14 protein-coding genes are annotated in these 14660 nt (G+C 41.2%); 11 read left to right on the forward strand and 3 right to left on the reverse strand.

What is annotated here, in order from left to right; all coding sequences use genetic code 11:
• The first annotated feature begins 459 nt into the window (after nt 1-459).
• From KO530_RS21430 to KO530_RS21455, 6 genes are all read left to right on the forward strand, one after another.
• Complete coding sequence (locus KO530_RS21430) at nt 460-618, forward strand: LptM family lipoprotein (RefSeq protein ID WP_216050511.1); 159 nt, start codon at nt 460-462, stop codon at nt 616-618.
• Nucleotides 619-1869, forward strand: a complete 1251-nt coding sequence (gene lysA, locus KO530_RS21435) for a diaminopimelate decarboxylase (RefSeq protein ID WP_216050512.1) — start codon at nt 619-621, stop codon at nt 1867-1869. It abuts the gene before it with no gap.
• 131 nt (nt 1870-2000) lie between these two features.
• Complete coding sequence (gene dapF / locus KO530_RS21440) at nt 2001-2831, forward strand: diaminopimelate epimerase (protein ID WP_216050513.1); 831 nt, start codon at nt 2001-2003, stop codon at nt 2829-2831.
• Nucleotides 2828-3526, forward strand: a complete 699-nt coding sequence (locus KO530_RS21445) for a DUF484 family protein (protein WP_216050514.1) — start codon at nt 2828-2830, stop codon at nt 3524-3526. The genes dapF and KO530_RS21445 overlap by 4 nt, the downstream gene beginning before the upstream one ends.
• Before the next feature lie 2 nt (nt 3527-3528).
• Complete coding sequence (xerC, locus tag KO530_RS21450) at nt 3529-4425, forward strand: tyrosine recombinase XerC (RefSeq protein ID WP_216050515.1); 897 nt, start codon at nt 3529-3531, stop codon at nt 4423-4425.
• Nucleotides 4426-4488: 63 nt separating this feature from the next.
• The gene (locus KO530_RS21455; RefSeq protein ID WP_216050516.1) at nt 4489-5211 is read left to right on the forward strand and encodes an HAD-IA family hydrolase; all 723 of its coding nucleotides are present in this window, start codon (nt 4489-4491) and stop codon (nt 5209-5211) included.
• 255 nt (nt 5212-5466) lie between these two features.
• Here KO530_RS21455 and cysE read toward each other — a convergent pair whose 3' ends face one another.
• On the reverse strand, nt 5467-6249 hold the full coding sequence (gene cysE / locus KO530_RS21460; RefSeq protein ID WP_216050517.1) for a serine O-acetyltransferase: 783 nt from the start codon (nt 6247-6249) through the stop codon (nt 5467-5469).
• A gap of 216 nt (nt 6250-6465) precedes the next feature.
• On the opposite strand from cysE, the gene uvrD reads away from it, so the two are divergent.
• A complete protein-coding gene (uvrD, locus tag KO530_RS21465) occupies nt 6466-8634 on the forward strand; it encodes a DNA helicase II (protein ID WP_216050518.1) in 2169 nt (722 codons plus the stop codon).
• Nucleotides 8635-8651: 17 nt separating this feature from the next.
• Nucleotides 8652-9896, forward strand: coding sequence for a diguanylate cyclase (locus tag KO530_RS21470; protein WP_216050519.1), 1245 nt, complete (start codon nt 8652-8654; stop codon nt 9894-9896).
• Between the two features lie 15 nt (nt 9897-9911).
• On the opposite strand, the gene rarD is transcribed toward KO530_RS21470, so the two are convergent.
• On the reverse strand, nt 9912-10811 hold the full coding sequence (rarD, locus tag KO530_RS21475) for an EamA family transporter RarD (protein WP_216050520.1): 900 nt from the start codon (nt 10809-10811) through the stop codon (nt 9912-9914).
• A gap of 287 nt (nt 10812-11098) precedes the next feature.
• Nucleotides 11099-11554, reverse strand: coding sequence for a DUF3010 family protein (locus KO530_RS21480; protein WP_216050521.1), 456 nt, complete (start codon nt 11552-11554; stop codon nt 11099-11101).
• A gap of 316 nt (nt 11555-11870) precedes the next feature.
• Between KO530_RS21480 and KO530_RS21485 the strand changes: the two genes are divergently transcribed.
• From KO530_RS21485 to KO530_RS21495, 3 genes are read left to right on the forward strand one after another with little or no spacing between them, the layout of a single operon-like run.
• Nucleotides 11871-12248, forward strand: a complete 378-nt coding sequence (locus KO530_RS21485; protein WP_216050522.1) for a hypothetical protein — start codon at nt 11871-11873, stop codon at nt 12246-12248.
• A gap of 1 nt (nt 12249) precedes the next feature.
• The gene (locus tag KO530_RS21490) at nt 12250-13581 is read left to right on the forward strand and encodes an ABC1 kinase family protein (RefSeq protein ID WP_216050523.1); all 1332 of its coding nucleotides are present in this window, start codon (nt 12250-12252) and stop codon (nt 13579-13581) included.
• Nucleotides 13582-13611: 30 nt separating this feature from the next.
• Complete coding sequence (locus KO530_RS21495; RefSeq protein ID WP_216050524.1) at nt 13612-14655, forward strand: mechanosensitive ion channel family protein; 1044 nt, start codon at nt 13612-13614, stop codon at nt 14653-14655.
• The last annotated feature ends 5 nt before the right edge of the window (nt 14656-14660 follow it).

Raw genomic sequence — 14660 nt, forward strand, 5'->3', positions numbered from 1 at the left:
TGGCTGTCCTAACATGCCCCTTTGGGTGGCTGTCCTAACATGCACCTTTGGGTGGCTGTCCTAACATGCACCTCTTTTGCATGGCTGTCCAAACATGCCCCCTTTGGGTGGCTGTCCAAACATGCCCCCTTTGGGTGGCTGTCCAAACATGGCCCCTTTGGGTGGCTGTCCTAACATGCCCCTTTGGATGGCTGTCCTAACAAGCCTTTTTGGATGGCTGTCCTAACATGCCATTTTGGGTGGCTGTCCTAACAAGCCCCTTTGGGTGGCTGTCCTAACAAGCAGTCCTAAAAAGAAAAAGTGCGGCGTCAGTTTAATGTGACAGCGACGTAAGTGACCTTGATTTAGAGGCAATTATTAATTTATTGCATGTCTTATCCCAAATCAGGCAGTGGCAATGCTTGTTTTTTTTGCTTTTGATGAGATGATATAGCCTTTCGTAATTGTTAGGTGATATCAGTGTTCAAAAATCTGTGTTTTGCGATTCGTATGCTTTCCTTATTGGCGTTCATTTTTATCATTTCAGGATGTGGGCTTAAGGGTGAACTAATTCATCCCACTGAGCAAAACTCACCCACCGCAGAGCAAAATTTAGATGACTCAGAGGAGCAGTCGTAGTTGGATTATTTTCAGTATCAAGACTCTACCCTTCACGCCGAAGATGTGCCGGTTCAACAGATTGCAGAGCAGTTTGGGACACCTTGTTATGTTTATTCCAGAGCAACAATAGAGCGTCACTGGCATGCTTTTGACAAAGCTGCAGGTAAGCATGCTCACCTGATTTGTTACGCGGTGAAAGCAAATTCCAATTTAGGTGTGCTTTCGGTCATGGCGAAGCTAGGCTCTGGTTTTGATATCGTCTCAAGCGGTGAATTATCTCGCGTAATTGAAGCCGGTGGTGATCCAACTAAAGTGGTATTTTCTGGAGTCGGTAAAACCGAACAAGAAATTGAATTTGCTCTGTCTAAAAACATTTTATGTTTTAACGTTGAGTCTGCTCCTGAATTAGAGCGGATCAATAAAGTTGCATCTAAACTCAATGTAGTCGCGCCAATTTCTATTCGCGTAAATCCCGATGTGGATGCTAAAACGCACCCCTATATTTCAACAGGGCTCAAAGCCAACAAATTTGGTATACCACGAGAAAACGCGGTTGCCATTTATAAGCTTGCCGCTAGCTATGAGCATTTAGAAATTAAAGGCATGGACTGTCATATTGGCTCACAACTCACCGATATAGTGCCATTCGTAGATGCACTAGACAGATTGTTATTACTGATTGATGAGCTGGCCGAACTGGGTATCACCATCAGTCACCTCGATGTCGGCGGTGGTTTAGGCGTGGCGTATAAAGATGAAACGCCGCCCCATCCCGATCAGTACGTTGAAGCACTTATGACGCGCATGCAGCAGCGCCCAGAGCTTAAGCTAATATTTGAACCTGGACGTGCGATTATGGCAAACGCAGGTATTCTCATCACCAAAGTAGAATTTATTAAACAAGGGGAAGAGAAAAACTTCGCCATAGTAGATGCCGCAATGAATGATTTAATTCGTCCAGCACTTTATTCAGCTTGGCAAAACATCATTCCTGCGGAACTGAGTACAGGCAAGCCTAAGGCAATCTATGACATCGTTGGTCCAATTTGCGAAACCGGAGATTTCATTGGTAAAGACCGAGAGCTGGAAATTGCTCCTAACGACTTGTTGGTTGTGCGCAGTGCAGGTGCTTACGGTTTTGTGATGGCGTCAAATTACAACAGCCGTTGTCGTCCAGCTGAAATAATTGTTGATAAAAACCAATTACATTTAGCACGTGAACGAGAAGTGTTATCTGACCTGTGGAAGGGTGAACACGTTATTTCGTAGCGATAACATGTAAATTAGTTACCTGAATTTACGTTGTTTTTAGTGTGTGTCGCAAATAGACTGCAAAATAGCTATTTTGGTCGCCGCATATGTAGGTTAATATAACCGTAACAAAACTTTTAGTAGTAATAATGCAAATTCAATTTTCTAAGATGCATGGTCTTGGCAACGATTTCGTCGTTATCGACAATGTCACGCAAAATGTATTTTTTTCGAAAGATAAAATTCAGCAATTGGCTGATAGAAACTTTGGCATAGGCTTCGACCAACTGTTGTTGGTTGAACCGCCTTATGATCCGGAACAAGACTTCCACTATCGTATTTTTAATGCCGATGGTTCGGAGGTTTCTCAGTGCGGCAATGGCGCAAGATGCTTTGCAAAGTTTGTAAAAATAAAGGGGTTAACTAACCGTAATAAAGTGGTGGTTAGTACTAAGTCTGGCAAAATAGTGTTGTATCTTGAAAAAGACGGCCAAGTCACCGTAAATATGGGACGCCCGATTTTCGAGCCAGCAAAGATACCTTTAAAAGCCAATAAAGAAGAAAAAATTTATTTGATTCGAGCACAAGAGCAAACCTTTATGGTTGGGTCGGTGTCAATGGGGAATCCCCATTGCGTGCTTGAAGTTGATGACGTGCAAACTGCAGATGTAGAAAACATCGGCCCATTACTTGAAACCCATGACAGATTTCCTGAAAACGTCAATGTTGGGTTCATGCAAATAATCAACGAAAATCATATAAAACTGCGAGTACACGAACGCGGAGCAGGTGAAACTTTAGCTTGTGGAACGGGTGCTTGTGCAGCAGTGGCAATTGGTCAGATTCAAGGTAAACTAAGCAAAGATGTACAAGTTGACCTACCCGGTGGTACATTAAAAATACGTTGGCAAGGTAAAGACAATGTATTAAAAATGACTGGTCCTGCGGAACATATTTTTGATGGAACCCTCATAATATGAGTGATACAGCACAACAACAGGTAAATAGGGAAATGCTAACTAATTATGAAAAAGTGGCAGACGTCGTTAGCGATAAAGACGTAAAAGACTACTTGTTAGAGAATCCTGATTTTTTTGTTGAGTATCCAGAATTGGCGGAAAAACTCGTCATTTCTCATCAACAAAAAGGCAGTATTTCTCTGGTTGAGTTGCAATCAGAACAATTACGCAAGAAAAATCGCGAATTGTCCCACAAGCTCAATCAACTCATTTCGATAGCAAAGCAAAACGAACAAATATACCGTATTTATGCAGATTTGAACCTTCAATTACTCAGTTGCCGATTTTTTAGCGAAGTCCAAGATGTACTTGAAGATGTTATGTGCCAAAAGCTACGATTATCTGCTGTCACGTTAAAATCGTTCAGCGGTGCCCATGCGTTACCAGAGATTCAACGCAAATTATTTATTGAAAAGCGTTTTAAACAAGACTGTTTTTTCTTCGGCCGCTTAAGCCAACATGAAAAGCAGTTGCTGTTCAAAGAAGGAAACGTTGAATCTGTCGCTCTTATGCTGCTAGGTGAAAAAGGCGAACTAGGCATTTTAGCCATTGGCAGTAAAGACCCAAGTCATTTCAATCCAGATATGGATACTTTACTGATAACTCAGTTGCAACAGTTCTTAAACGTACTGCTGCCAAACTTGGCTGGATATTAACCATGGACGCTCCAGCCTTAGACCACTGGCTGGAAAAATTTTTTTCGTTCATAAAATACGAAAGAAACCTTTCACCCAAAACAATAGAAAACTACCAGCGACAACTGCACTCGATAAGTGAACAGTTAGACATATCAAGTTGGTCTGAACTAACTACTCATCATATTAAATCTATTTTGAGTCAGGCTAGACGCAAAAATTTAGCCCCGCGCTCAATTGCATTGCGTTTGTCTGCATTACGCACGTTTTGCCAATTTCTAGTCGCTCAGAGTGTACTCAAAACTAACCCAGCGAAAGCCGTACAAACACCTAAACTTGGCAGGCCACTGCCGAAACACTTGAATGTAGACCAAGTTGGTCAATTACTGGAAATAGATCCAGAATCTGTGTTGGCGGTGCGTGACCGAGCAATGATGGAACTAACGTACGGTTGTGGATTACGTTTAGCCGAATTGTCTGGCTTAAACTTGCAAGACATAGTCACCAAAGGTCAAATTAGAGTATTCGGTAAAGGTCGTAAAGAGCGTGTGATACCGGTTGGTAAGACAGCCATAACTTGGTTAAATAAATGGTTGGCGGTACGCAGTCAAATGACTCCCCCTGCCGACGAACAAGCGCTGTTTGTTAGTATGCACAAACGCCGCATAAGCCACCGTCAAATTGCCAAGCGAATGCAATTATGGGCACACAAACAACATATTGACCAAAAAGTAAATCCACACAAGTTGCGACATTCTTATGCCACTCATATGTTAGAATCCAGCGGAGATTTACGCGCAGTACAAGAGCTACTAGGTCATGCGAATTTGTCGACCACCCAAGTGTATACACACTTGGATTTTCAGCATTTATCCAAGGTGTACGACAACGCACACCCTCGGTCGCGAAAAAACAAATAGTAGTCAGACTTCCAGTATTGACGAATAAAAAACATTTTAAGGTTGAAGAATAGGTATTCCTGAATGAAATTTTATCGGAATTTTTCCCCAATAAAAGCCATTAGTTTTGATTTAGATGATACGTTGTATGACAACTATCCCTTTATTATGGAAGCTGAAAGAAAGCTACTAAACTATTTGTCTGCTAGCTACCCAAAAACATCAGAGTTTTCCTACCAAGATTGGCAACAATTCAAACTAGAACATTTACAAAGTCAACCTCAACTGGCCTCAGATATGGGGGCTTTACGCAAACATACATTACAAACAGGATTACAAAAAGCGGGTTATCAAGATCACCATCTCAGCTCAGCGGTGGATGACTGTTTTGATTTCTTTTATCACCATCGCAGTAACTTTCAAGTGAACCAAGAAATATGTGCCTTGTTGTCTAAGTTGGCTAATAAACTCCCTCTGGTTGCTATCACCAACGGTAACGTGAACCTGCAACAGATTGGTATTAGTGAGTATTTTAGCCATTGTTTTAAAGCCAATTTGGAACGGCCGATGAAGCCTCACGATGCGATGTTTACGCTGGCAAGTTCAACATTGAAAGTAGATCCCAAAGAGATTCTACATGTGGGTGATAACTTAGAAAAAGATGTGATGGGCGCAATCAATGCGGGCATGCAAAGCGGTTGGTACGCCTACAACCGGAAAATGCATTTAACTCAAGAAAAGACCACAGTCCTTCCTCATGTTCAATTAGATGATTTGGAAGAGTTAAATTTATTGATTGAAAATTAAATACGGAACAGTTCGCTCTTATAACACGAGCCTAAAGCACCCGCCTACAGATAAATAACCAAATACATTTGCGCCCTTGTAGCACGGGCTTTAGCTCTCAGTAAACAATTCAACCAATCCACGGCATAAATACCGTGCTACTAATGTCTGTAGCACGGGCTTCAGCCCGTGGAAAAGCGATGACAAACTCGGCCTAAAACACCCGCCTACAGGGGAATAACGAGACGCTTTATGGTCGACTTATCTGCCCAACCATTAATCTTCGTAAATATTTTGGTTCATTGTTTCACAAGGATTAGGACAACTAGGTACACCGACAATTTTCGCAGGCACTCCTGCAACTGTAACGTGCTTAGGTACGTTCTTGAGAACCACACTACCAGCACCAACTTTAGCACCTGCACCAATCTCTATATTACCGAGAATTTTGGCCCCTGCTCCCACCATGACGCCCTGGCGTACTTTAGGGTGACGATCGCCGGACTCGTTACCAGTTCCGCCTAACGTGACGGATTGTAGAATTGAAACATGATCCTCCACAACGGCTGTTTCACCAATAACAATACCAGTTGCGTGGTCAAACATTACGCCTTTGCCAATCACTGCGGCAGGGTGGATATCAACACCGAAGACTTCGGAGTTTCGACTTTGCACAAACAGGGCTAATTGCTTACGGTTTTTGGCCCATAAATAATGGGACAATCGATAAGCCTGAATCGCTTGAAAGCCTTTAAAATACAACAATACAGTGAGAATTTTATCTACTGCAGGATCTCGGGTTAACACAGCTTCAATGTCTTCGATTGCTGACTCTACAATTTCGGGACTCAATGTATAGGCTTGGTCAAGCACTTCGCGAATAGCGAGCGCGGGCATAACCTCATCTTGGATTTTATTGGAAAGAATGAAGCTCAAAGACGTCTCAAAGTTGTGGTGAGCGAGAATACAAGCATGCACATAGCTGGCTAAGAGAGGCTCGCTTTCCACTAATTCTTCAGCTTCAGCTTTTAATCTCTTCCAGAAATTATCGATTGGCATCTAGTTCTCCTCAATTGAATTCTACCCAAACGTAGGGTAAGTCACTTTTGTCTTATGTTAGTTTATTAGAACGGATGTGCGGGCAAAAACGTTCAAATACAAGCTCAGTTTGCATATTGCTGGGTAAAAGTCACAAAACCAGCCCTTTCGATGTATAAAAACACAGTATAACTGATATACTTCGTCTATTAATCAATAAATTTAAATAAGCTTGTTATGGATGTATCTCGACTTTTAGACCAACTTAACGATAAACAACGTGAAGTGGTGGCAGCACCCCCGTCCGATATGTTGGTTTTAGCCGGTGCCGGAAGTGGCAAAACTCGAGTGCTTGTGCATCGTATTGCTTGGTTAATGGAAGTTGAGCAACTTGCTCCTTTTAGCATTCTTGCCGTGACATTTACCAATAAAGCAGCCAGAGAAATGCGTGGTCGAGTAGAACGTTTAATGGGTTCAGGATTGCACACTATGTGGATTGGTACCTTTCACGGACTCGCCCATAGACTGCTTAGAACTCATTTCAAAGAGGCACGCTTACCTGAGAATTTTCAGATATTGGACTCTGATGACCAGTATCGATTAGTTCGTCGGGTGATTAAATCGCTTAATTTAGATGAAAAGAATTGGCAACCTAAATCGATTCAATGGTACATCAATGGCAATAAAGACGAAGGCCTGCGACCTGAGCACATAGATACTCAGGGTGATCCAACCAAACAAACCATGAAAGACATATACCAAGCTTATCAACAAACCTGTGATCGCTCAGGCTTGGTAGATTTTGCTGAGTTATTGCTGCGCGCCCATGAATTGTGGCTGAACAACCCCGATGTACTCAGACATTACCAAAAACGTTTCCGCACAATTTTGGTCGATGAATTCCAAGACACTAACAACATCCAATATGCTTGGTTGCGCATTTTGAGCTGTGCAGACAACAACATGATGATTGTAGGTGACGATGATCAATCCATATACGGCTGGCGTGGCGCCAATGTGGAAAATATTCAGCACTTTTTGCGGGACTTTCCTAGCGCCAAGACAATTCGACTAGAACAGAACTATCGCTCAACAGGCAATATTCTCAAAGCCGCTAATGCGGTGATAGATAATAACCAAGGGCGACTAGGCAAAGACCTATGGACTGAAGATGCCGAAGGCGAAGCCATCTCGATGTATGCAGGCTTCAATGAACTGGATGAAGCTCGATTCATTGTGGCACGGATTAAGGAATGGAGCGACAAAGGTGATGCGTTAGCAGATTGTGCCATTTTGTATCGCAACAACGCTCAATCCCGGGTTCTAGAAGAAGCTCTGTTACAGGAGTCGGTGGCGTATAGGATATACGGCGGATTACGCTTTTTCGAACGCCAAGAAATCAAAGATGCCCTAGCGTACCTAAGGCTGATTAATCAACCAATAGATGATGCAGCTTATGAGCGAGTTGTGAACACGCCAACTCGTGGGATTGGAGATAAAACCCTTGGATTAATTCGAGAAACAGCTCGTAATGAAGAGTTATCAATGTGGCAAGCCACCAATGACATGCTCCGTGAAAAGCGTTTTTCAGGAAGAGCAGCCACCGCACTTCAGCGCTTCGTCGAGTTAATATTGAAGTTACAAGTTGAAGTACAAGAGTTTGAATTAGACCAGCAGGCTGATCATGTCATCAAAAATTCAGGCCTATTTGCTATGTATCAGGCGGAAAAAGGTGAAAAAGCCCAAGCTCGTATCGAAAACCTTGAGGAACTCGTGACCGCTTGTAAGCAATTCGAAGCCCCTGAAGAGGCTGAAAACATGACTCCCTTATCAGCGTTCCTAGCCCACGCATCATTGGAAGCAGGTGAATCACAAGCCGATGCCCACCAAGACGCCGTGCAAATGATGACAATACATTCAGCAAAAGGCTTGGAATTTCCATTAGTTTTCTTAGCCGGTGTTGAAGAAGGTATGTTCCCCAGCCAGATGAGCCATGAAGAGCCCGGGCGCTTAGAGGAAGAACGCAGACTTTGTTATGTCGGTATGACCCGTGCGATGCAAAAACTATACATGACTTATGCCGAATCAAGACGGTTATATGGCCAAGATAAATACCATACACCATCACGTTTTATCAAAGAAATTCCCAGTGAATGTATTGAGGAAGTGCGCCTGCGAACAACCGTCAGCCGCCCGATTCAAAACCGCTTTCAACCAGCAACATCGCATATGGCGTTTGAGTCTACCGGGTTTCAGCTAGGACAACGGGTCAAACATAGTAAGTTTCAAGAAGGAACCGTTTTAAATTACGAAGGAAGCGGTGAACATGCCCGAGTTGAAGTGAATTTTGACAACATAGGGACAAAGTGGCTAATGTTGGCCTATGCTAAATTGGAAAAAATTTAAAACGAACTGAATTGCCAATGAAATTTAAGGTTCTGTTAATAGAAGATAGTGAATCAAGTGTGCGCGTGCTCAAGCGTGTCATTGGCAAAGCTAACTTAGATGTAGTGTTAGCCAATACGTTAGCTCAAGCGAAAATCATTTTTGAAACTACATCACCAGAGCTTTATTTGTGCGCGGTTGTTGGCTATTCCCTTCCCGACGCTCCTCATGGACAGGCAATTAATTTCACCATAGATGCCTTTATTCCTACCATTGTTATAACCAGTGGTGTTGAAGAGGATGTTCGCGAGAATATTTTGGCCAAACCTGTAGTTGATTATATCCCTAAGCAAAACGCACAAATGTTCGAATATCTGAGCCGGCTATTAATCAGATTAGAAAAAAACAAACAGATTGGGGTGTTATTGGTAGATAAATCTAGGCGCGATCGCAATAAGCAATCTTCATTGATAGCCCGGCATAACTTCATCACTTACGAAGCCTCAAGCGCCGAACAAGCACTAACCCTGTTACAAAGACACCCACTTATAAAATTGATGTTAGTTGAAGAACAATTGGCCGATACGACAGGGTTGGAATTAGTCTCAGAAGCCAGAAAACTTTACGATAAAGATCAATTAAGCATTATTGGTTTGTCAACGAACATGAGCGCTTCGTTATTAGCTCAATTCATAAAGAGTGGCGCGAATGATTTTTTACGAAAGCCTTATTGTCACGAAGAATTTTTTTGCAGAATCGTACAAAACGTCGAACATATCGAGCAGATAGAAGCAATTAGACAAGCGGCCAACTCAGATTATTTAACCGGACTCCCCAATCGCCGACACTTCTTTAATAAAGTTAACAACACCATCCACCGTGGACAGGCACAAATGTCGTTAGCTTTAATCGACTTGGACAACTTCAAATTAATTAACGACTCTTTTGGCCATGACTTCGGAGATGTAGTGCTAAAAGAAGTTTCAAAGATAATTGTTCGCCACTTTTCATCTTTTCACTTCTCACGTTTCGGTGGCGAAGAGTTTTGTATTTTTATGGCGAATGTCGACCATGCTCATGCAGTTGAACTGCTAAATACTTTTCGCGAAGAAGTAAGTAAAAAAATAATAAAGAGTAAAGGTATTAGCCACTCATGCACATTGAGCGTTGGAGTGACGAGCCGCGCTAGTAAAAAAATAGAGTCGATGTTAACCGTAGCTGACGAACACCTTTATAAAGCCAAGGCCCAAGGTCGCAACCGAGTGATTGGCGACCTTGACTAAAAGCAGGGATAATTGTTACACCCCCATGCATTTCAAAGATTTACGATATGCCCGATAAGAATCAAAGCTAAAAATCACTAAAGCTAACCAAACAAATCCGAATGTGACTAAACGCGCCTCATGCAAGGGCTCGTCATACAAGTACACAGCCAAAATAAACATAATGCTAGGGCCGATATATTGGAAAAAGCCCAATGTAGAATATCGTATACGGCGAGCAGCCGCGGTAAAACATAATAAGGGTGCGGTTGTAATAATTCCTGCCCCTATTAATAATGCGTTTAGATCTGCATCATTACTGAATAGGTTACTCATTTGGGAAGCAAAAAACAGCCAATAGAAGATGGCAAATGGCAACATCATCATGGTTTCGATTAACAGTCCTGGCAAAGAATCTACTGCAACTTGCTTTCTGAGCAATCCATAAACACCAAAACTAGATGCCAGTAGCAGGGCAATCCAAGGTAGTTCCCCATAGGAAAACAGTAAGATTAAAACGCCGAAAAGTGCAATCGCCACAGCAATTTTCTGCATTCTCCGTAATCGCTCCCCTAAAAACATGCGACCTAAGAAGACATTAAGCAAAGGGTTAACATAGTAACCTAGGCTAGCATCGAGTAGATGACCATTGTTGACAGCCCAAATAAACAACAGCCAATTCCCAGCTAACAGTAATCCCGATATCAATAAAATTTTAATTACTCGTGGATTTTTTAATGCAGCTTGAACTTTTGGTAGCTGCTTTAAGGCCAATACTAAAACCACTAATAGCAGAGCAGACCAAATCACTCTATGTACGAGGATTTCTGCCGCAGGCATCACCATCAGCATTTTGAAATATAGCGGAGCAAAACCCCACATGGCATATGCAGCAACGGCGAAAATAACGCCTGCTTTCAACGATTTATCAGACATGAATTTACAACAACCAGAAAAATGAACTCGAAGTTTCGAGCGAATAATAACAAAACGTCAACAACGATTTGATTACAAAGAATTGAATATATGACGACAACCAACAATATGACACGATTTCACAATTAACATTAGGCCGCAATGCGCTTTAAAAGCCTCGGCGATATTAAATAAGCTTGCGGATATTTTATTGATCAAACCTGCAAGCAAAGAATCATTAAGATCCTCCGCGTAGATTTAATACCGACGTTTTTCGAAATCAATTTGAATCGCGAAATTGATTGATTTCATTCTACCGGTTGTTGTTCCATTCCGTACTTTTCTTTCATTAAGTAAGCGAAAGCGGTGCTAAAGGCCACTTCCTGAAACATTTTCAAACCTGTTTCTGAAAATAGCACGGGAATTGGATTACGTTTTAAAATTTCTTTGATAAACGTTGGCGCCAAAACTTCGACCTTTAATTCTTCAATTAATTGAATTGCCGCTTCCATTTTAAAACCAGCCGCACTGCCTGCAAATTTGCCTTTGGTTGGACGTTCACGAATAACCACAGCGTCAATCTTGTAGTCTTCCATCAATTTTTTAAATGTAAACTGAAATTCCCGAACTTCTTCTGTAGAATCCTGTTTAGGATAAGTTAACTTGCGCGCACGGCAATCTGGAATATGAAACACTTCGTTTTCCAAAGACAACAAACATAAATTGGCTTCACTACCTTTTAGTTCAACACCGCAAATTCTCATAACTTCTCCTAAACAATACACTTTTCACAATTATACCTCATGTTTCACCAAGTTATTGCAACAAAATATCTTCCATATCGAATCTGTTTGCTGACATTCTCACCAATTTGTTCTATTTTGATTTCATAACATGGACAGGCATCATTGAATACCAACTAATATTAACGTTTATCTTGGACAGGCATGTTCGTTTATTTTGGACAGGCACGTTTGAAGTTCATTTTAGACAGCCATGTTTGTGACATTTATTACTTTATCAGTCGCCAACAAAAGTGGCTGTCCAATAACTCATATCGTTAAACCATAAGGAGCGAGTATGTTTCGCCCAACTACAGTAGTAACACTTATTCTAACCTTGTTTTCCTCGGTAACTTTTGCGGAGAACATTGAAGAAGCATCTATACGTTTGTGTGATCATATTAAAGTTTGTGTGACAGAACAGATAGGAACAACAGATGGTATCCCTCCAGAAATGCGAGTGATGATAGATGGTGTAGTGGATAATATGTGTAAAAGTATGATGGATACAAACGCGGTTAAGGGAAACATGGATTTCGAAGATTCTGCCATTGCGTGTATAGACTCAATAACAGAATTAAGTTGCGCAGATATTGAAAGTGCAGGGCAAACCCCAGCCTGTTTAGCGTTCGAAAAGAAGCTGTCAGAACGCTATCCCAATCTAAAGAATAAATAAAATGACAAAAAAACCACCTTTAGAGGAAGCAAAGATACCGAAAGGTAGAGTTTCTCGATTTGCAAAAATGGGAAGTTTAGCTTCCCGGATTGCAGGGAATATGATTTCAGAGGGCGTTTCTGAGCTTGCTAAAGGTAACCGGCCAAAAGTAAAAGATCTGCTGCTGACACCGTCAAATGTCAAACGGGTAGCAGATCAACTTGCTCAAATGCGTGGCGCGGCCATGAAAGTTGGACAGTTAATTTCGATGGATGGCGGTGATGTGTTGCCCAAAGAATTATCTGATTTATTAGCTCGATTACGATCTGACGCTAAATCTATGCCTCGAGCAGAATTGATGACTGTCTTGGAATCACATTGGGGAGGTGAATGGCAATCGCAATTTATCCAATTTCAGTTGAACCCCATTGCATCTGCTTCTATTGGCCAAGTTCACAAAGCAATTGACAGTAATTTGCGACGATTAGCGATTAAGGTCCAGTATCCAGGAATTAAAGAGAGTATCAACAGCGATGTAGATAACGTCGCGAGTTTAATAAAATTATCAGGCCTTCTACCTAAGGGAATAAATATTGGACCACTTTTATCTGAAGCTAAAGCGCAATTGCACGAAGAAGCTAATTACATTTTAGAAGGTAAACGCTTAGAACAGTACGGTTCTTTATTAGGAACTGACGACAGGTTTGTAATTCCTCACTGGATGCCGGAATTAAGTAGCGAGACTGTGTTAGCCATGACTTTTTTAGATGGAGAACCAATTGAAAACCTCAGTGAAGCAAGTCAAACACTGCGAAACAAAGTCGTAAGCGACCTTTTTTCACTATTTTTCAGAGAGTTATTTGAGTTTCAACTTATTCAAACCGATCCGAATTTTGCAAATTTTTTGTATGATAACGACGCTGAAAAGATTGTATTGTTAGATTTTGGCGCAACGAGAGAATACAACAAGTCTATGGCTCAGGCGTATCTCCAGTTAATGCAAGCTGGATATCGAAACGACAAAAATGGAGTCGCTGATAATGCGTTGGAATTAGGCTTAATGACCACTACCCTTTCAGAAAAAACACAAGTCGATATAACTGAAATGTGTTACTTATCCTGTGAGCCACTTTATTTAGAGGGGGGCTACGATTTTTCAACTAGCGATTTGTTAGATCGATTAAGGGTAATCGGCACCCAAATGAGTATAGACAAAAGCTATGTGCATACGCCCCCTGTAGATACTATTTTCTTGCACCGAAAGCTAGGTGGCTTATTTTTGTTAGCGATGAAACTCAAAGCTAAGGTAGATTTACGTTCTATATTTGAACCTTATTTGGATTATCGAATTTAAACCTACTCTATTTTTACACTGGAATAATTTATGTTTTCAACAGATTCATTGTTAGAACTAACACTTTCTTTTATACCGCTATTGATAACCCTTTTAATTGTATTTGTGGTGCTTTGGAGTGCGCACAATATATTGATAGTTAAACAAGCTGATGCTGGAAATGAAAAACTGTTTTCGCGACAGTTAATAATGCTTGGATTGACCTTAGTGGCATTACTGGCGACAGTATTTGCATTACCAGTGAGCGAAAGTTCTCGCAATCAAATCATAGGTTTAATTGGTTTAGTCATCTCAGGGATTTTTGCGTTCTCTTCTAGTACCATTTTTGCCAATTTATTAGCTGGAATAATGCTAAGAATTACGAAACCATTTCACACTGGTGATTTTGTTCAAGTAGGAAGCTTCTTTGGGCGAGTTGTGGAGCGTGGATTGTTAGATACAGAAATCCAGACAGAAGTTAGAGATTTAGTAGCTCTGCCCAATACGTTTATGATCACGAATCCCATCACAGTGACTCGTACATCAGGCACAATTATCTCTACAAGTTTATCCCTTGGATATGATATTCATAATTCAACAATTGAAACCATGTTGTTACAAGCTGCTACCAATTGCCAACTAACCGACCCTTTTGTGCATATTGTTGAGCTAGGGGACTTTTCGGTAACCTACAAAATCAGTGGTAAATTGGAAGAAGTTAAGAGTCTAATCAGCTCGAGAACTCGACTGAACCGGGAGGTTTTAAATATCCTTCACGAAAACGATATCGAAATCATGTCCCCTAGTTTCATGAACCAACGTAAAATTCCAGATGACGTCAAAATTATTCCACCTAAACAACGAGTTAACAATGAGAATAGTGAGTCGACTGTAGATCAGGTGATTTTTGACAAAGCTGAAGAGGCAGAACAAAAAGAAGTACTTTTAGAACAGTTAAAAACGCAATTAGTTGAGTTAAATGAGCGACTCAAACAAGCTGATGAAAATCAGAAAGAATCGTTTAAATTACAAATCGAAGATTTAACGCAAAAAATAAAATCTTTCAATAAAGCCGAAGAAATTAAAGAAAGTTAATACCC

This window comes from Aliiglaciecola lipolytica (genome assembly GCF_018860635.1).
Lineage (GTDB): Bacteria > Pseudomonadota > Gammaproteobacteria > Enterobacterales > Alteromonadaceae > Aliiglaciecola > Aliiglaciecola lipolytica_A.